This window comes from Chryseobacterium sp. CS3K3.1 (assembly GCF_059515165.1).
Window position 1 is genome coordinate 177,228 of the sequence record NZ_JCAKRV010000007.1, and the last position, 20,969, is coordinate 198,196.

The 20,969-nt window shown below is 37.5% G+C and carries 12 protein-coding genes; 10 read left to right on the forward strand and 2 right to left on the reverse strand.

What is annotated here, in order from left to right; genetic code table 11:
- The first annotated feature begins 99 nt into the window (after nucleotides 1-99).
- The 10 genes from AC5YGI_RS09115 to AC5YGI_RS09160 all read left to right on the forward strand — a co-directional run bounded on the left by AC5YGI_RS09115 (nucleotide 100) and on the right by AC5YGI_RS09160 (nucleotide 15,586).
- A complete protein-coding gene (locus tag AC5YGI_RS09115) occupies nucleotides 100-894 on the forward strand; it encodes an SDR family oxidoreductase (protein WP_446104737.1) in 795 nt (264 codons plus the stop codon).
- A 122-nt stretch (nucleotides 895-1,016) separates the two neighbouring features.
- Nucleotides 1,017-2,621 (forward strand): autotransporter assembly complex protein TamA, encoded by a 1,605-nt coding sequence (locus tag AC5YGI_RS09120; protein ID WP_496168047.1) that lies wholly within the window; start codon nucleotides 1,017-1,019, stop codon nucleotides 2,619-2,621.
- 325 nt (nucleotides 2,622-2,946) lie between these two features.
- Nucleotides 2,947-6,105: a SusC/RagA family TonB-linked outer membrane protein gene (locus tag AC5YGI_RS09125; protein ID WP_496168048.1), complete on the forward strand. Its 3,159-nt coding sequence runs from the start codon at nucleotides 2,947-2,949 to the stop codon at nucleotides 6,103-6,105.
- A 20-nt stretch (nucleotides 6,106-6,125) separates the two neighbouring features.
- Nucleotides 6,126-7,646, forward strand: coding sequence for a SusD/RagB family nutrient-binding outer membrane lipoprotein (locus AC5YGI_RS09130; protein ID WP_496168049.1), 1,521 nt, complete (start codon nucleotides 6,126-6,128; stop codon nucleotides 7,644-7,646).
- A gap of 83 nt (nucleotides 7,647-7,729) precedes the next feature.
- The gene (locus tag AC5YGI_RS09135) at nucleotides 7,730-10,075 is read left to right on the forward strand and encodes a phosphocholine-specific phospholipase C (RefSeq protein ID WP_496168050.1); all 2,346 of its coding nucleotides are present in this window, start codon (nucleotides 7,730-7,732) and stop codon (nucleotides 10,073-10,075) included.
- A gap of 171 nt (nucleotides 10,076-10,246) precedes the next feature.
- The gene (locus AC5YGI_RS09140; protein ID WP_330744028.1) at nucleotides 10,247-10,825 is read left to right on the forward strand and encodes a hypothetical protein; all 579 of its coding nucleotides are present in this window, start codon (nucleotides 10,247-10,249) and stop codon (nucleotides 10,823-10,825) included.
- A gap of 104 nt (nucleotides 10,826-10,929) precedes the next feature.
- A complete protein-coding gene (locus AC5YGI_RS09145; protein WP_330744030.1) occupies nucleotides 10,930-11,730 on the forward strand; it encodes a WxL protein host-binding domain-containing protein in 801 nt (266 codons plus the stop codon).
- A complete protein-coding gene (locus AC5YGI_RS09150; protein WP_496168051.1) occupies nucleotides 11,723-14,476 on the forward strand; it encodes a COG1470 family protein in 2,754 nt (917 codons plus the stop codon). The genes AC5YGI_RS09145 and AC5YGI_RS09150 overlap by 8 nt, the downstream gene beginning before the upstream one ends.
- Nucleotides 14,473-15,006, forward strand: coding sequence for a hypothetical protein (locus tag AC5YGI_RS09155; protein WP_446104732.1), 534 nt, complete (start codon nucleotides 14,473-14,475; stop codon nucleotides 15,004-15,006). Before AC5YGI_RS09150 ends, AC5YGI_RS09155 begins: the two co-directional genes overlap by 4 nt.
- A gap of 7 nt (nucleotides 15,007-15,013) precedes the next feature.
- Nucleotides 15,014-15,586: a hypothetical protein gene (locus tag AC5YGI_RS09160; protein ID WP_454512025.1), complete on the forward strand. Its 573-nt coding sequence runs from the start codon at nucleotides 15,014-15,016 to the stop codon at nucleotides 15,584-15,586.
- 136 nt (nucleotides 15,587-15,722) lie between these two features.
- On the opposite strand, the gene AC5YGI_RS09165 is transcribed toward AC5YGI_RS09160, so the two are convergent.
- Both AC5YGI_RS09165 and AC5YGI_RS09170 read right to left on the reverse strand, forming a co-directional pair.
- Entirely contained in the window at nucleotides 15,723-17,618 is a 1,896-nt protein-coding gene (locus tag AC5YGI_RS09165) for a SusD/RagB family nutrient-binding outer membrane lipoprotein (RefSeq protein ID WP_446104730.1), read from the reverse strand.
- Between the two features lie 15 nt (nucleotides 17,619-17,633).
- Nucleotides 17,634-20,531, reverse strand: coding sequence for a SusC/RagA family TonB-linked outer membrane protein (locus AC5YGI_RS09170; RefSeq protein ID WP_496168052.1), 2,898 nt, complete (start codon nucleotides 20,529-20,531; stop codon nucleotides 17,634-17,636).
- Nucleotides 20,532-20,969: the final 438 nt, after the last annotated feature.

Below are 20,969 nucleotides of genomic sequence, written 5' to 3' on the forward strand. Positions count from 1 at the left end.
TTACATTTGCTGAAAATAGATTTTACTTTTGAACACAGACCATTAAAAACGTCTCCCTGGTATCAGAAGAAATAAAACATTAAAAATCATACGAATTCAATGACCATCATTATAACAGGAACCTCATCAGGAATCGGGTTTGCATTGGCAGAATATTTTGGTAAAAAAGGACATAAAGTATACGGATTAAGCAGAAAATATACAGAAAGCCAATATTTCAAATCTATCCCAACTGATGTGACAGACAATACTGCAGTTCAAAATGCTGTAGCTGAGGTTTTAAAAACAGAAAGCAAAATTGATGTTCTGATCAACAATGCCGGAATGGGAATGGTAGGTGCAGTGGAAGATTCTACGAAAGAAGATATTTTGAAGCTTTTCAGCCTGAATCTTGCCGGACCTGTGCAGATGATGAGTGCCGTACTCCCGAATATGCGTGCGCACAAATTTGGAAAAATCATCAATGTTTCCAGTATCGGAAGTGAAATGGGTCTGCCTTTCCGTGGATTTTATTCGGCTTCCAAATCCGCATTGGATAAAGTAACTGAAGCGATGAGATATGAAGTTTACCCATGGAATATTGACGTATGCTCTCTGCATCTGGGAGATATTAAAACCAATATTGCAGACAACAGAGTCATTGCACAGGTCTCCCAGCCTTATAAAAATGTTTTTGACAAAGTATATGCGCTGATGAATTCTCACGTGAATGACGGAACAGAGCCTTTGGAAGTCGCAGAATACATTGAAAAACTTTTAGCAAAAAATAAATGGAAAGCGCATTATTATTTTGGTAAATTCGGACAGAAAATCGGGGTTCCTTTAAAATGGATTCTTCCGCAGGGAACTTATGAGAATTTGATGAAGAAGTATAATAAACTGGATAAAAATTAGTTGATTGATAAGGCGCATTGTCATTCTGAACACAGACTGAAAGTCTGCGAACGTAGTTCAGAAATGCAGTGAAGAATCTTTTGTATTTTATAGAGATTCCCCTTCATATTCAGAAGAATAAATTGAAATTACTTTTAAAAATATTTTTTGTACTGTTCTGCGTTTTTACACAAGCGCAGAAGAAGCAGTATTGGCTGATTGATACGGAAACCAAGGTCAGGAAAAAAGTAAAAGATTCTACTTCTGCCGTAAAGTTTCTGGATTCCTTAGCCCAAAGTAATTATTTCTTCACGAAACTAAAAGACGTAAAAGTAAAAGGTGACAGCACGGAAATTTTCTATGATAAAGGAAAGAATTTCAACGAAACATATGTCAACCTTACAGATTCTCTTGTTCAGAAATTAAAAATCCAGAAAGATTTTTTCACTAAAAATTTAGACTCCACCAAGAAAAGTATTAACAAGACTTATATTGATGAAGGGTATTCTTTCAGTAGAATCAAATCTAAATACAAAGGTCAGAAAAACGGCTATCCGATTGTAGAGCTTGACATCAACAAGAATGATAAAAGAACAATCAACGGATTCGTAGTAAAAGGATACGAAAAAGTCCCCAAAAGATTCATCAAAAACCTTGAAAAGGAGTTTAAAGGTAAAAACTATGATGACAAAAACCTTTTAGCCATCAACAAAACCTTTCAGAGTCATCCTTTTCTGACCCTTGAACGGCAGCCTCAGACTTTATTTACAAAAGATTCCACCAGTATTTACCTGTTTCTGGAAAAGAAAAAGACAAATACTTTTGATGGGGTAATCGGTTTCGGGAATGATAAAACCTCCAAGTTTACCTTAAACGGGACAATGAATGTCAATTTCAGGAATATGTTCAATGGTTTTGAAACTGTGAATTTATACTGGCAGAGAAACCCTGATAAAGGACAGACTTTCGATCTTAGGGTAGATATTCCGTACCTTTTCAAATCGAATGTCGGGATGGATACAAAAGTAAATATCTATCGTCAGGATTCTACGTTTGCCAATGTAAAATTCCTGCCTGCCTTTTATTACCACATCAACAACCGGAATAAAATAGGTCTGAGGGCAACTCTCGAAACCTCTACTATTATTGATACGCTATACGTTCAGGGAAAAGACTACAACAAAAAAGGGATCGGGATATGGTATGAAATGACTGAGCCTACAGATATTGACCTTTTCCTTTATAAAACAAGGATCAATGCCGGATATGATTTCTTAACAACCACTTATTCAAAAGATAATATTAAAGCCAATCAAAATCAGTTTTATTTCTTTGGAGAACATAATTATCATATTTCAGGAAATCACTTTCTGAACATCAAAGCGGAGGGCGCCATGATGGATTCTAAAATAGAATTCTCTGCCAATGAATTATACCGTTTTGGGGGCTGGAATTCCATGCGGGGATTCAATGAAAACTCGCTCGCCGCTGACTTCTATTATTACGGAAGTTTGGAATACAGATATCTGATTGGTAACCAGGCTTTTTTTGATGTCTTTGGCCAATATGGTCAGCTCAACAATAAATCTTTAAATGTAAAACCCAAGCTCTACAGTGTCGGGCTCGGTTTCAATTTCTTCATTCCTATCGGTTTGATGAGCTTCCAGCTGTCTAATGGTAATGAGTTCGGAAATCCTTTTAAATTTAATGATATTAAAATCCACTGGGGAATTCTGAGCAGGTTCTAGAAATAGAAAGGAAGAGGGAAGCTGGAGGCTGGATGTTATCGAAGTCACAGTTTTACTATCCTATTATTATTAGAAGGTTTTTCTTCAAAAATTTATCGCTAAGGGGCTTCAAGAAGTTAAAACCACCACAAAAACTTCCAGCCTCCCTCCTCTCCCAGCTTCCTAACTATATTTATATAATAAAGCAAAAGTCTCCATACAAAAGACATTTTCTATTTTACTTTTCTATTAATTCTTCCTGTTAAAAAATATTAAATCGTATTTTTATTTTAATACATCATTAAAGTACAGGTAACAGTGCTCTGCTAAATTTGCCTTCAAAAAAATGAAGAAAACTCTAGCCACTTTTGCCGTTTTTTTACTTCCTCTTTATTTTTCCGCACAGGAAATCAATATTTCAGGAAATGTAAAATCAGAAAACGGTTCTAGTGTTTCCGGTGTGAACATCACCGACAAAAACACAGGAAAGACTGCTACTACAGATGAAAATGGTAATTTCACTATTTCTGCAAACCCAAAAGATATTCTTGAATTTTTTGCTCCTGATTTTTCCGTTTATACTGTTGAGGTTTCTTCCAAAAAACAGTATTCCGTTGTCTTAAAAAAGCAAAACGAAAAACAGATTGAAGGCGTTGTGATTACCGCATTAGGGATTGCCAAAAAGAAGGAGAAAATCGGATATGCTACTCAGGAAGTAGGAACGAAACAGTTTGAAACCATTACTACGCCGAGTATCGGGAACTTATTTTCCGGACAGGTTGCTGGTCTGAATGTTTCCAATCCAACGGGAATGCAGCAGGCGCCACAGTTTACATTGAGAGGAAACTCCAATCTTGTTTTTGTGATTGATGGTGTGATTGTGGAAAAAGAGGTTTTCCAGAATTTAGACCCTAACAATATTGAAAACATCAACGTCCTGAAAGGTGCTACCGCTTCTGCTTTATATGGTTCAAGAGGTCGCTACGGAGCTGTTTTGATCACCACAAAAAATGCTAAAAAGAAAGGTTTCTCTGTAGAATTTTCCCAGAACACCATGATTACGGCAGGGTTTACCAATCTCCCGAAAACCCAGACTGAATATGGTAACGGTTCCCATGGAAAATATGAATTCTGGGACGGAGCTGATGGCGGCGTGAATGACGGAGATATGATCTGGGGACCCAAATTCGTTCCCGGTTTACAGATTGCACAGTGGAACAGCCCCATCAGAGATAAAGTAACAGGGCAGGTAGTTCCGTGGTATGGAGCTGTAACAGGAACTCAGTATGATGATAAATCAAGGTATGAAAGAGTTCCGATTGACTGGAAGTACCATGATAACTTAAATACTTTTTTAAAACCTGCGGTTATCAACAATAATAACTTTGCGATCAGCTACAGAAACAACAAAGACGTATACAGATTCTCGGGGAATTTCATGAATTATGATGACAGGGTTCCGAATTCATACCTTCAGAAATACGGAATCAACTTCTCTTCTGAAAACCATCTTGGTGAGAAGTTAATCTTTGATACAAAATTCAACTTCAATCAGGCCTTCACCCCTAATATTCCCAACTACGATTACAACCCAAGCGGACATATGTACACCATCCTGATCTGGATGGGAGGCGATGTAGACGGAAAGGCTCTGAAAAATCACATGTGGATTCCCGGAAAGGAAGGAAGAGCACAGGCCAACTGGAACTATGCCTGGTACAACAACCCATGGTTCGGAGCTGAGTATTATAAAAATCAGAACAGAACCGATATTATCAATGCACAGACAGGCTTAGAGTATAAAGCAACACAGGATCTATCGGTAAAAGGGAAAATATCTCTTGTGGAAAACCACAGCAAAACGGAAATTTTGAGCCCTTATTCTTACTTCAATTATAGTGCGCCGAGAAGCGGAGGTTATATTCTGAAAGATAATAAGACATGGAACCTGAACTATGATGTTTTAGCCACTTATAAGAAAAAAATATCTGAAAACTTTGATTTTACGATCAATGCCGGAGGTTCCGCCTTCTATTATAAAAACAACAACAATGAAAGGTCTACGGACGGATTAAAAATTCCTGAAGTGTATACCTTCGAAAACTCTATCGGAGCGCTGAAAAATTATACCTACCTGAAGGAAAAACTGATTTACAGTGCTTATTCTACCATTGATATCGGATTGTATAATGCTTTCTTCATCAATATTTCCGGGCGTAATGACTGGTCTTCCACACTGCCTAAAGCCAACAGGTCTTACTTCTACCCTTCTGCTTCCATCAGTGCGGTTATTTCAAACCTGGTAAAATTGCCGGAATCTATTAATCTGTTGAAGCTTTCCGCTTCCTGGGCAAAAGTAGCCTATGACTTCCAGCCTTATTCCATCAGAAATTATTATCTGAATAATCAGGGAATCACATTCAACGGAAATCCGACTTATTATTATCCAACGACCCTGAATGTGGAAAACTCTTTGAAACCCGAGCAGACAAAATCTTATGAATTAGGGGTAAGCGCAGGTTTCCTGAATAACAGGATTACTTTGGACGCTACTTATTTCAGAACATTGGATTATAATAATATCCTTCAGTTCCCTGCCGCAGAATCATCCGGTTTCACCTCACAATATGTAAACGGGAATGAATATACTACAAAAGGTTTTGAAATCACTCTTGGTATGGTTCCGGTAAAAACAGCGGATTTCAGTTGGAAAACCTTAATCAACTGGAGTACTTATGAGCAAAAGCTGACTTCTATTTATGATAATATGCCCAACTACCAGAACATTAAGTTAGGGGAAAGAATGGACAGCTACTATGATTATACCTGGCAAAAGTCTCCGGACGGGAAAGTCATTCTTGATGCCAATTCAGGAATGCCGACAAGAGCTAATGCTCCGACTAACTTAGGACACTTCAATCCGGACTGGACTTTCGGTTTCAATAACTCCTTTAAATATAAAAAATTCACTTTAAATATCGGAATTGACGGAAGCATTGGAGGGATAATGAGATCGCAGGTCGTAGAAAAAATGTGGTGGGGTGGAAAACATCCTAATTCTATAGCGTACAGAGATCTTGAATACGCGAATCCGGGAACCTATTATTTTGTACCGGATGGAGTCAACTACAATCCTGCAACCGGTCTTTATACTCCGCACACGAAAGCCATCAGCTTCCAGGACTGGGCACAGAATTATCCATATCAGGCAAGAGTAACGCAGGATGAAAGTGAAGAATTTGCCAACGTTTTCGACAGAACCTTCGTTAAGCTGAGATCGGTAGTGCTGGAATACGATTTCTCTTCATTACTGAATCCGAAAGGAATGGTAAAAGGTTTCACGGCCAATATTTCTGCTTATAATTTAGCGATGTGGAAAAAATCAAAGAACCTTTACTCCGATCCTGATTTCCAGATCAGATCAGGCAGAAGCGGAGATGTCGCTAATGATATCCAGGATCCATCCAGCAGATGGTTTGGAATCGGTTTTAATCTTAAGTTTTAACTAAAAAGTACGTCAAGACAATGAAAAATACTATAAACAAAATGAAAGCGCAAAAAGGTAAAACGGCAAAATGGCTGATGAAATCTCTGTTTGCTGCAGGATTCCTTACCTTGGCTTCATGCGAATCCAACCTTGATACCATCAATGAAAATCCTAATGACCAGGCCAGCATTGATCCTAAATACCTTTTGACCTACGTAGAAAAATACACTTTCCAGGTAAATGGAGATAATATGTATGCCTCAAGGATGATGATTGGTACCGATGGTGAAAATTCATATCAGTATATGAAATGGAATGATGCTTCTTTTGAAGTTTATACCAAAGGGCTGTTAAATACAGGGAAGATGATGCAGGAAGCAGAGAAAAGAGGAAATAAAAATTATCTGGCCATCGGAAAATTCTTGAGAGCCTATCATTTCTTCAATATCAGTTTAAAAGTCGGAAGTGCTCCTTATTCTGAAGCAGCCAAAGGTGAATCCGGAATTACACAGCCTAAATATGATTCACAGGAAGCCATCATGTCCGGAATTTTATCAGAGCTCAAAGAAGCCAATGATCTCATTAATACCAACGATAAAATTGAAGGTGACATTGTATACAACGGAGATGCTTTAAAGTGGAAAAAACTGATCAACTCCTTCCGCCTGAAAATTCTTATTACTTTATCTAAAAAAACCACAGTAGGCAATTATAATATCGCTACAGAATTTGCTTCCATTGCAGGAAGCCAGTCTATCATGACTTCCATTGCTGATAACGGTGAACTTAAGTTTGCTGATGCTGCAGACAGCCGATACACCATGTTTAACAACAGTGGATATGGTTCTAGTTTGTATATGGCAGATTATTTTATCAATATGTTCAAAGACAGGCATGATCCGCGTCTGTTCACCTTTGCGGCACAAACTACCGGAGCGAAGGAAGCCGGAAAAGCAATTACAGATTACACAGGATATAACGGAGGAAATCCTACTTCTTCCTATTCTGATAATGCTGCTTTGATCACTGCAAAAAATATTTCTAAAGTAAACGACCGTTTTTATAAAGACCCTACTAACGAACCTGCTTCTGTATTAAGTTATTCAGAACTTGAGTTTATCCTGGCTGAAGCTGCGGCCAGAGGATGGATTTCCGGATCTGCCAAAACACATTACAACAATGCTGTTAAGGCCAGTTTCAATTTTTATCAGACTTATGTAAAAAATCCGGGACAATATTTCTCAGGCTTTGATGTAAACCAATATCTTGCAACTCCTTTGGTAGTGTATAATGATGCTGATCCTTTACAGACACAGCTCGAAAAGATCATGACTCAAAAATACATGACGATGTTCCATCAGGCACAGTGGACTTCTTATTATGATTATCTGAGAACTGGCTATCCAAATTATCCTTTAAAAACAGGAGTTCCGGCGCCTTTCAGGTTCAGATATCCGCAGTCTGAATATAATTACAACAGCAATAATTTAAAAGCTGCTTTAAACGCTCAGTACGGAGGAAATGATAATATCAACTCCAAACCCTGGTGGTTACAATAAAAATCTGATTATTTTTATATAAAAACAAAGAAACCGCAGGAAAATCCTATTAACTTGCGGTTTCTTTCTTATTACGATTGAACATGAACAGAAGAGAATTTTTAGAAAAATCAAGTCTTTTATTAGCAGGATTAGGAACGTCAGGAGTTCTGCATCCTTCCATTTTAAAAGCTTTAGCCATTGATCCGGCTGCCCAGTCTACATTTTATGATGCAGAACATGTTGTGATCCTGATGCAGGAGAACCGTTCATTTGATCATGCTTTTGGCGCTCTTAAGGGAGTAAGGGGCTTTTTAGATAAAAGAGCTTTTGTAAAACAGGATGGACATTCCGTTTTTTTCCAAAAAAATGACGAAGGGAAATATGCTTCTCCCGCCCGCCTGGATTTAAGAAATACAAAATCTACCTGGATGAGCTCTTTGCCTCATTCATGGGCAGATCAGCAGAAAGCACTGAACAAAGGGAAATTCGATCAGTGGCTTCAGGCAAAAGCCTCAGGAAATAAAGATTATAAAAATATCCCGCTAACCTTAGGATACTACAACCGTGAAGACCTTCCGTTTTATTATCAGCTGGCAGACGCCTTTACCATATTCGACCAGTATTTCTGCTCTTCACTCACCGGAACAACTCCCAACAGGCTATTCCTTTGGTCCGGAACATTAAGGGAACAGCAAAACGGAAAAGTAAAAGCCAATGTTGTTAATGAAAACATTGACTATGATAAAGCAAGACAGGCCAAATGGAAAACCTTCCCTGAGATTTTGGAAGAACAGAATGTTTCATGGAGAATTTATCAGAACGAAATCAGTCTTCCAAAAGGAATGTCCGGCGAGCAGGAGGCTTGGTTAAGTAATTTTACAGATAACCCGATTGAGTGGTTTTCAAGATTCAATGTTAAGTTTTCAAAAGGATATTATGAAAACATTCCCAATATCATAAACTATCTGAAAAAGGAAATTGAAAAAGATCCTGATCAGAAAAAAAGACTGGAAGCCATGCTGGCTGAAGTTCAGGAAGATCAGGTGAAGTACCATCCTGACAATTATTCAAAACTTTCAAATGAAGAGAAAAACCTGCACGAAAAAGCTTTCACCACCAATGTACATGATCCTGATTACTGGAAACTGGAGATCGGAAAAGATGAAAATGGTGAAAGGCTTGTCGTTCCCGAGGGTGATGTATTATTCCAGTTCCGTAAAGATGTGGAAGAGAAAAAGCTTCCATTGGTTTCCTGGCTGGTAGCTCCGGAACATTTTTCTGATCATCCGGGATCACCATGGTACGGAGCCTGGTATATTTCTGAGGTTTTGAATATTCTCACCAAAGATCCTGAAACCTGGAAAAAAACAATTTTCATCATCAATTACGATGAAAATGACGGGTATTTTGATCATGTACTTCCTTTTGCCCCACCGGTAAATCCAAGTCAGCCTGTTGATATGAACGGAAAAGAAGGGGTGGAATATGTGGATAAAACTCAGGAATATATGAGCAATCCTTCTTTGAAAAGCTATGAAAAAGTAGAAGGAACTGTCGGATTGGGTTACAGAGTCCCTATGATCATCGCTTCTCCCTGGACGAAAGGAGGCTTTGTCAATTCTGAAGTATCGGATCACACTTCTGTACTGCAGTTTTTGGAGAATTTTATTATGAAAAAATTCAAAAAGAATGTTCATGTTGACCATATCAGCGACTGGAGAAGAGCAGTATGCGGTGATCTTACATCGGCTTTCAATTCTTCCAGTGTAAAAGTTCCTCAGATGGATTATCTTGATCAGAAGGATTATGCTAAAACCATCAATGCTGCCAAAAATAAACCGGTTCCCAACCTGAAATGGTATTCGGAAAATGAACTGAATGAAAATTTACTTGATATTCAGGAAAGAGGCTTGAAACCATCCAATCCGCTGCCCTATCATTTCCATGTCAATCTGGAAGGGGAACAGATAAAAATGACCAATTTAAAAGAGAATGGAGTTCCGCTTTTGGTATATGACAGAACTCAATTCGACAATAATAATTATCATTTTTCATATGCTTTATATGCAAAGCAAACGCTATCCCATACTGTGCATCCGGGAGCTTATGATTATGAAATTTTCGGTCCCAATGGCTTTTTCAGAAAATTTAAGGGAAATAAAACTGCAGAAACAGAGGTGATCTTGACGAATATGGCCTCAAAAAATCAGATTGAATTAATCATCAGAAATCATAAAAAGGAAAATTTTTCCATCCGTCTGGAAGATCTTTATACAAGAAGCGAAAGAACAGTTTCTGTACAAAAAACGGAAGAAAAAATCATTATTGATCTTGATAAATATAAAGGCTGGTATGATTTGAAGCTAAAATTAAACGATCATCTGTGGCACTTTGCCGGAAGAATAGAAACCGGAAAAGTTTCCGTTTCTGATCCGCATTGGGCTTAAAAACGCTTATAATATTGATAAAATACTGCACAAAGTTTGCAGTATTTTTTTGAGTTATTTCATCTTATAATGCATTACATATGATAAATAAGCAGTTATAAAAAATTTGTGGTATATTTTTTTCAAAACATGTTGAATTTTATTATCTTCACTTTACTAATTAACAGTGTCATGAAAAAACTAAATTTAACTATTGCAGCGTCTTTATTTGCGTTTGCTCTATGCGGGAATCTGAGTGCCCAAGACCTCGCTACAGATAACCATACGGTTACCATTTCTATTCCCGAAGTTGCATTGGTAGATATTGAGCCATCAGCAACAAAAAATATTACCCTTGGATTTACAGCACCTACTGAAGCAGGAAATCCCATTATTCCAGCTGCAGCCAACACGACTTTGTGGCTTAATTATTCTTCTATCAAATCTGTGGCAGATCCTACCCGTAATGTAAGTGTAAAAATGAATGCTATCATTCCTGGAGTAGATCTTCAGGTAACTGCTGCTGCCGCCACAGGAGCAGGAGCCGGGACACTGGGAACATCTGCAGGTCTACTAACATTAAGCGCTGCTGACCAGACAATCATTTCTGGAATTGGGAGTGCTTACACTGGAAACGGAGCTAATAACGGTCACAATCTTACCTATGCAATCGCTGCAGGAAGCGGCCCCGGAGGCGTAGCAGCTTACGCAGATTTAGAGGCAACAGCCACTGTAGCAGCTACTGTTACTTATACGATATCCGATAATTAGAATTTAAATAAGGTTCTATAACTGTCCTTCAAAAGCAAGGAGAAATTGTTACTCAGTTTCTTCCTGGTTTTGTATTATTAATGTTTTAACTCCAAACTAATATCATGATAAAGCGTATCCTTATCCTGATCACCCTGATTTTGCAGTTCAGCTTTTTACATGCCGGTATTGTGATTCTCAACGGGCTTACGCATTCTTACAAAATAGAAAACGGAAAGGTGTATAAAGGAAAAGTTGCTATTGAAAACACAGGCAGCAACCCTCAAAGTGTAAAAATATTTTTACAGGATTATACCTACCATGCCGATGGAACCATCAATTATACAGTATTACGTACCAATAAACGCAGTAATGGAGAATGGCTGAAGCTTAATACCAATCTTGTTACGCTTAAAGGTAAAGAAAAGACTGAGATATTCTATGAAATAACGGTTCCCAATCAGGCAATGGATCCGGGAAGTTATTGGAGTGTGATTATTGTAGAGCCGGTAGAAGAGATAAAACCCAGCGACGGTAAGCCGGGAGTAAGTATTACTTCTGTTATACGATATGCCATTCAGGTCATTACAGATTTTGAAACAGAAAAGGCCCAGCCGGACCTTAAGTTTGAAAGTGTAAAGGTGGAAAAACAAGAGGGAAAACAAACTGTAAAGGTAGCAATAGCCAATAATGGCAATCTTTACTGTAAACCTACAGCTTCCATTGAAATCTATAACCGCAAAACGGGTGAAAAAGTGGGAACTTATTCGAGTTTAACCATGGGTCTTTTGCCAGACACCTCCAAAACATTTTACATTGATATCAGTAAATTACCCCCTGATAAATACAAAGCAGCTATTATAGCTACGGATGAAGAAGAGAATGCTTTTGCTCTCAATGTGGAATTAGAAGTAAAGAATGATTAGAAATTGGACTTTATTTATTATCATATCACTATTCCCGGTATTTATTTTTTCCCAGGAGCAACCCAACCGGTTGATCAGTAAAAAAGATAGTTTAATGCCGGGAATGTCTACTTCTATTCCCTTCACCTTAGAAAATAATTCGAAGGAAACCAAAACATATGATATTTCAGTTGTCACATCAAGTTCCTCTGTTAATCCTATTTTAGCAAAAGGAGAATTTCAGATTCTTCCGTATGAAACATCAGTGTATCTGGTTCCTCTACGCATCGCAACAGAAACAGGACAGGGTACTTATTCTGTAACTCTGAACATTATGGACCGCAGTAATGGAACAACATTTACAAAAAATTCAAAAATCGTAGTTTCCGGAAGCAGAAAGCTTTTGGTTACTGCGTTGAATACCCCTGAATTTGTGAGGGCAGGAGAAACAATACGTGCTTCTTTCCTTTTGAAAAATAATGGTAATGTTACAGAAAGCATTGTTCTTGAAAGTAAAAATGCTGTAGTTGATAACGAATCATCCCTGGTTCTTGCACCCAATGAATCAAAAATTATTACGATTCACAAAGTGACAAGTCCTGAACTTAGCCAAAATGAATTTCAGAACCTAAATCTTTCGGTATACCCGAAGAGTCATCCCAAAGAAATTCAGGATGTCTACGCAACTACTCAGGTAATTTCAGTAAAGCCATCTGAAAACGATATTTATCACAGACTTCCTGTTGCCCTCTCCCTATCTTTTATCGGAATGCAGAATATGGGAGTTTATAATGATGGTTTTCAAGGTGAAATCCATGGTAAAGGAACACTGGATAAGGATCATAAAAACCAGATCGAATTTAGAGCGGTTACACACAATCCTGTAGAACTTAATACATTCACCCAATATGAAGAGTATTTTGTGAATTATAAAAGGGATAAATTGTTTATTCATCTTGGTGATAAAACCTATTCTTCGTCCTATCTTACAGAATTTGCAAGATATGGCCGTGGGGCAGAAATCCGCTATGATTTTAATAAAGTAAGCTTTGGGGGATTCTACAATCATCCCAGATTCTTCAGAGATATTAAAGATGAATTTAATATGTATTCAGCTTTTAAAATCCGGAGAGAGTCCGAAATTTCTGTAGGCTATCTCTACAAAACTCCGAGGAAGGAAGAAATCAGATTTGGAGATGTAAGACTTGATTCAGATGCTCATCTACCATATGCTAAAGGAAAATTCAAAGTGTCAAAAAATATCAATCTTTCCGGAGAACTGGCATATAGTACAACGAAGAACACTGATGGAACAGCTTATTTATTACAGGCAGAAGCTGTATTTAAAAAATTAAACGGAAGTCTGATGTATATGAGAGCCAGCCCTGATTTTGCCGGATATTTTACCAATACCACTACCTTTAATGGTAATATTTATTATAACATCACCAAAAAAATCAGCGTATTTGCCAATTATATGCAGGATGCCAAAAATTTCCAGAGAGATACATTGTTACTGGCTGCCCCTTACAGAAAGTATTTTCAATATGGGGTACAATACAAATATATTCCTACTGGTTCCATCATCCTGAATAACGGGTATCAAACTTATAAAGACCGTTTGGAACCAAAACAGTTTGATTATTACGAACGTTATTTCAAGGTGAGTATTAATCAGCAAATAGGAGTTTTCCAGGTCAATCTGGATGGACAATTCGGTAAAACAGATAATTATCTGACCGGATTTAGTGGAAATTCCAGTTTTTATTCTGCGAATCTTTCATTTCAAAAATTCAGAACGTCATTTAACATCTTCGGAAGTTATGCTATAAGCTCAAGATATCAGCTTCAAAACCAGAGAAATCTTTATTACGGAGCGAGAATCTTCAGTCAGTTTTCCAATAAGACCAGCTTAAGTATCTTTTATCAGAACAATTACATGCCCGAGGAATATTTTAAAGACAGAAATCTGTTTGAGCTTCTTTTTCATCAGCAGCTGTTTCCGGGAAACGAACTTGATCTTTCCGGAAGGTATTCACTACAAAGAGGAGAAATCGGAGATAAAGATTTTATATTTTCCATGCGTTATACGTGGCGCCCCAACATTCCTGTACAGAAAATTGCCGAGTATATTTCACTGTCCGGAAATATCAGCAGCTCAGGATTAAAAAAAACAGAAGGAATAAGATTAATGCTTGGAAGTTATCTGTCTGTTACGGATAAGGATGGAAATTATATGTTTAAAAATGTTGTTCCCGGCAACTATTTTCTTGAAATAGACCGTTCCACGACAGAAATCAATGATATTCCAACCCAGACTTTTCCTGCAGCGCTTTCATTACTTAATAAGGAAAATACTTTTAATTTCGGGTTAACAACAGCGGCGACTGTTCAGGGGCATGTTAAGTTCCTGGAAACCGGAGATAAAGATCAAAATGATTTTGCCCAGCTGCCATCTGCCAAAGGAAAGAAGAAAAAAGAAAGTATCATTGTAGAAGCTTCCAATAATGATCAGATTTTCCGCAAAGTATGCTACATAGGAGAAGATTTTGATTTCACCTATCTGCGTCCGGGAGACTGGACTGTTAAGGTTTACCGAAATGGACTGGATAAGCGTTATAAAATTTCAACGGACAAATTTATATTTACTTTACAGCCTTCGGAAACAAAGAAAATAATGATCAATGTTGTCAAACAGCAGGTAGAAATCAAGTACCAGCAGGAATCCTTAAAAGTAGGATATAATGAAATAAAAAAGAAGAGATGATGCTAATCCGTTCTATATTGTTAATGGCGTTGTGTGCTTTGTCCGGTTCTGTTTATTCTCAGACCGCAAGTACAACTGTCAGTCTAACACTGCCTGTAGTAACTTTAATGGATGTTGAGCCTACAGGAAGTATTACATTAAATTTCACACCTCCTACCGAGGCTGGAAATGCTCTGGTAGCACCAACTCCCAATACATCAAAATGGATCAACTATACTTCTGCCATTTCTCCCAGCGGACTTACCAGAAGAATTACAGCCTCTGTGAATAAAGTGATAGCAGGAGTCAATATAAGACTTCAGGCCGCAGCAGCATCCGGAGCCGGTGGAGGAACGTTGGGAACATCTGCAGGACAGGTTACCCTTACTACCACTCCAACTACAATTATTAGTGGTATTGGAGGAGCTTATACAGGGAATGGTGCCAATAACGGACATGCACTCACCATTTCACTGGCCACAAATACTTATGCGAATTTAGCAGCACAGGCTAATACAGCTATTGTCATCACCTACACCATCACAGAGTAAACCGAAAATGAACACTAAAAATCCCATCATAAAATCATCCCTGAAAAGATTTCTATGCGTTATTATTTTAATAATGGGAAGCAATCTTAATCTTAATGGACAAACCATAAATATTACGGGAACCAGCTGGACTGCAACTGTACCCACTATTACAGAAGCCGGAACTAATTATGCCGGAACTTACAACAATCCCAGTCTATTAACATTATCAGGCCATTTACCCGGATCTTTTCTGAATCTTCTCACAAGTTCCGGAGCAAGAATCAGCATGCAGCTTGCTCCTACTTCCTGGAACAGCTCTCTGAAACTTTATGCAAAAAGAAGTGGCGGTACAGCAACAATCAATGGCCTTTGTGTTTTGTGTACGGCTACAATTAATGGCGGTACGGCTAATTATATAGAAATACCGCAAGCTAATGCCGCAACCCTTTCAACAATTACTTTTACCGGAGTTCTAGGACTTAGTAACAGTGTAGATTATTCAGGCATTAATGTACAGCTGGAAATAGGCGGCGTTTCCGTGACAATTCCTGCGACAGCTTATAGTACACAGGTTGTTTTTACCATTGGAGCCAATTAAAACTCCTAGGCTAATCCATACAGTACTTTTAGCAGAAATTGAACAATACATTAAAGAGATATTCAGTCCATTTGTATCTAAAAAAACAATCCTTTTCAAAATCAGAAAAGGATTGCTTTTTAGTATTTAAACTTAATTAATGTTTGGCCCACCAAAGAGGTGTCAGGACAGCATCTGTACCACCAAGTAATTGTACAGCTTTATCATATCCAGGCTGATCCGTATTTCTGAAAGTACTTGGATATCTTAATCTCTGAGGGAAATTCTGAATAGAATTTGTCATATAGTTCCCTGAGCTCAGATTAGGAAGGTTGGGCAATGGAGTTTCGATGGCTGGATTTTCAAAAAACGGCAGCCCAAGTCTTCTCTGATCATTCCAGGATTCTAACGGTAGCCAAGGCATATTGGCAATATATTTCTGGGTAATAATTTTTGTCAGTTTATCATTTTTTACCGATCCGTTCTTATAAATGGTGTTCACAGGATATTTAATTTCAACAGAGACCAAGTTCCCGGTTACAGGATCTTTATATTTCATGGTGTGGCTTGCTCCCGGTTCTGTAATATGACTGTAAGAAACAGAAGTACCGTCACGGTTATAATCTGTTGAAGCAATATATTGACCATAGAATTGTGAAACTCCATTATAAACAAAACTTTCCTGAATTCCTTTATTATAAGCAGCTTCATCACTCATTGGAACGGTCCAGCCTTTCAATGCAGCTTCTGCCAGAAGGAAATAGGTTTCCCAGCTTGCAAAAAATATTCTTGCATTCTTACTTTCCCTGTACTGCTTACCTAAAGCCGGCATACATCCTACTACATTTCTTAAGCCGTTTCTCTGTCCTTTTACTCCCCAATTTCCAATAGTATAGGCGTTCCAGGTATTTACGGTATTTATTGTTATTTTAGAATTGTCTTCAAAAGTAAGATCTCCGTGATTGGTAGTTGCCTGGTTGGTATAAGTAGGATACAATGAGTAAACCGGGCTTGTAAGATCCCCCGGAATATAGAATGTCTTATAGGCTCTGGGATCAATTTTATTAGGTAATCCGTCCAGCCAGTATCCTGCACTTGGATCGTTGGTCATTGTGGTGAACTGTTGATCATATTTTATACCAATATAATCAGATGCTTTTACCTGTGTATGTTGAGCTGCTGGTAATTGGTCTGTAGAATTTACTCCTCCCAGGCCAATGTATAAATTATTAAGGGTTGCTGATAAAATTTGAGAGTTCCATTCTCTGGACATTACACCTGTTAGCGCATCCCATCCCGGTTTTTCAGCAACTTTAAAATTATCTGCACTTGTAGCAATAAACATATTTGAACTTGCCGCTGCTTCAAATTCTGTTTTTGCTTTTGAGGGATCTACTTCGGCAATTCTCATGGCAATTCTCATCCTCATAGAGTTGGCATATTTTACCCATTGAGTCCAATTAAACCCATACACCATATCATAAGCGTTTTTATTGGATGGTACTCCTTGGGTTGTGTCCATTTTTGCGACTGCATCTTTCAATTCTTCCAAGATAAAATAATACACTTCTTTTTCAGAATTAAAAGTAGGATTCGTTCCCTGAAAAGCCTGAATAGGTTGTGGTCCGAAATTATCCGAAAATTCACTCATTAAATAAGCTCTCCAGATTCTGGAAACCTGAATAACATTGTCATAATAAGGTTTTCCCTGCCCGGCTGCCTTTTTTTCATTAGCCAACTGAATGGCTGCATTCGCATTATTCAGCCAATCTGAAATGTATTTCCAGTATTCGGAAGTCCAGGAATCATCGTAAGTTCCACCTGCAATTCCGGTTGTCAAGTGCTGTCTTGCTGCCGTTTTCCAGTATAAAACAAAAACACGTTCTGCAATATTAGGATCCTGCTGGGCACCGAGAATTGAGTTATTTAATAAATATTCGGGTTCTGCCTTATTAGCGTCTACAGCAAACGGGTTATTATTAATGTCTTCAAAATCATTGCATGAAGTACATAGTAAACCAATCGTAAAAAATGATAAGATATATTTTTTCATTGTTTCAGTTGTTAATTAAAAACCTAAAGTGATTGTAAATAAATAAGATCTTGAAGTAGGAAAAGCGAGGTTTTCAAATCCTGTAGCATTAGAATTAATTGCGAATACAGATTCCGGGTCGACTCCTTTGGCTTTACTATAGATCATCCATACGTTATTGGCCGTAAAAGCTACTTTAGCACTCTGTAAGGCTAGTTTTTGGAAAATACTTTTAGGAAAATTATAAGTCAGCTGAATATTTCTTAAACGAATATTGGTAGCATCATAAATGTTTTGCTCTGTAATTCCTAAGTTTCCGGATGTTACAGCTCCCCAATAATCCTGTTGAGTAATTTCTTTTGTATTTGCTGTATAACCGCCATTTCCCTCCACTACGGCATCCAAAATCATATTATCACGTTTTCCTCCGGGCGCGGTGTCTGCAGCAAGTCCGTTCGCTTGTAATGCAGCTTGTGTTGCAGAGAAAAATTTACCTCCGATTCTTCCGTCAATTAAAAATGAAAGTCCGATATTTTTATAAACAAAACTGTTTGTAAAGCCAAACAAAGCTCTCGGGGTTTGATCTCCTAAATAATATTGATCAGGCGTTGCCTGCGGTAATCCGTTTTGATCCACAATCAACTTTCCGTAATAAGGACTGCTGGTATCTTCTACTCTTAAGAATTTTGTTCCGTAAATGGCTCCGTAAGGTTTTCCTACTTCTGCGAAGAAAGCAACGTTATCAAAACCTGATAAAGGATATTTTGAAACAATTCCATCAATTTTATCGATGTTGCTTTTCAACGTTGAAAAATTGGCATTGACATTCCACACAAAGCTTTCCTTCTTAAAGATATCCGTATTCATTACGAATTCAAACCCTTTGTTATGCAAGCCTCCTGAATTAATTTTCTTTTTCTCATATCCGGAAAGAGGATTTATTGGTAAATCTATCAGTTGCTCTGTCGCATTATTACTAAAATAACTTATGTCTAAAGAGACTTTGTCAAAAAACTTCATATCTGCACCGACTTCAAAACTTTTAAGCTTCTCGGCATGAAGATCTGAATTAAAAAGAATTTTATTTCTTGTTAGCACTACATGTCCGCTTGGATCTGTGGAAGCGGTATAGGTATTATATAACTGTTGGGGTTGTAAAGAATTTCCTGTAGCTGCGTATGCCGCGCGAAGCTTAGCAAATGTTAAGGCATTTAAAGTAGTACCATTTAATTTTTTCAGCATATCTGTCAAAACTAATGAAGTACTCACAGAAGAATAAAAATAAGACCTGTTATTTATATTCAAAGTAGAAGACCAATCATTTCTTGCCGTAGCATTCAGAAACCAATATCCGTCATAATTAATTTCAGCAGCAGCAAATACTGAATTAATTTTTTTCCACATATCAACTTCGGTTGTTGTAACAGAAGCAAGATCACTCGTATTAGACGTACTGAAAACATTGGCAACAACAAGATTTTGTGTGGAAAAATATAATGCTTTATCCCTGCTTTCCATCATCTGTCCATAAACTGAAAGCGATCCTCCCCATTTACCAACAATATCATCTTTTTTAGCATTAAGACTTATGATATAATTATTTTCATAAAACTTTTCCTGACCGGTAGAGTAAGAATTATTACGTCTGGATCCCGTCCAAACCCTGGCATCCGTATTTAAGGAATAGAAATCCGTTCCTAATCTTACATCTGCGCTCAGCCAGTTATTAAATTGATATTTAAGATAACCGTTTAATAAAAACCGGTCTTTTTTATCAGCGTTCAATGCATTATAAGCAGTCCAATAGGGATTAATTCCATTGGAAGTTATCCAGCGCGATGTCACTCCATTTTGCATCTGCCCCTCACGATAATCTCTTATATCAACATTTTGAGGCATCAGAAGGATTGCTGGGTAGTAATTCCCGTCACCTTGCCCTGCAGAGGGTCTGTTTGTACCTTTAACACTCATATGCTGAGCTTTCACCTCAGTAGTCCATCTTTTATTAGCCCCAAAATTAGAATTCATTTTCGCCATAAAATTGAACCTCTCATATTTTGAGTTCGGAATCTGACTATTACTGCTTAAATAATTAGCAGAAGTGTACAAGCTTGATCCTTCACCAATGTTCTCCTGAAAGCTCAATGTATGCTGAGAATTAGTTCCTGTCTTAAAAAAGCTTTTTAAGTTATCGTGGACTGTCATATTTGAACCTTCAAAAGTCGGTCCCCAGGATGTTGTATTGTCGGTCCCCGTAGGATTGACCAAACCATTACTTCCTTGTGCGAAACTATGCTGCAAATCAGGTTTCATAAAAATATTTTCAAAACCTAAGCTTGTAGAATATGTAATTCCTAATCCGCCTTTTCTTTTACCGGTTTTTGTAGTAATCAAAATAACACCGTTTCCACCTCTGGAACCATAAAGAGCAGAAGCAGCACCACCTTTCAAAACAGAAAGACTTTCAATGTCGTCCGGATTGATATCACTTAAACCATTACCCATATCAAGATCCGGATTCCAGAAATCGTTATTAGAATCCTTTCCATTCTGCTTAGCCTTTGATCCTAAACTATTACTTAACGGAACTCCATCTACCACAATAAGAGGCTGATTATCTCCTGTAAACGAATTAAACCCCCGCAGGTTAATTTTGGAGGAAGAACCTGGTCCAAAACTTCCTTTAATCACTTGTAACCCGGCAACTTTTCCTGCCAATGCATTGGTAACATTATTTTCTTTGGCGTCGACAAGGGTTTGTCCTTTCACATCCTGGAAAGAATATCCCAGCGCTTTTTTTTCTTTTTTTACACCATAAGCTGTAACAACTACTTCATCAATCTTTGACGCTTTAGTTGAATCACTTTGTGCATACAATCCACTGAAAAAGAATAAGGATTGGAGCAGCCCAACCTTAAAAATGGTTTTTCTCATAAAAATTAGATTTGGTATATATTTAATAATATCACAAGATATTTCAACAAATAACGTAATTATTATTAAATTAATATACAATCATTAATTATTTATGCCAAATCTATTAATAAAAGCAACCAAATCTTTTTAATATTTTTTAAATCAGAACATATTACATCGTTAATATGAGTTTAAAGCTTTTGATACTTAAATAATTAAGTGAAATCTAAAGTTAGAAGAGCTCCAGTTTGAATCTGGTACTTTGTGGGGATTGAGTTGAAGAAAATAATGGATTGCAGAGACTCCTGCGGAGTGACCATTGGAGTGTGTGCTGTCCGGTTACCATTGAAAAGTGGTAAGTAATGGATGACCCATGATAAGTGATGAATAATCGATGTATTACTCATTACTCATGAATTGAGCTGGGTATAAAACAAAAAAAATCCTTTATCATTG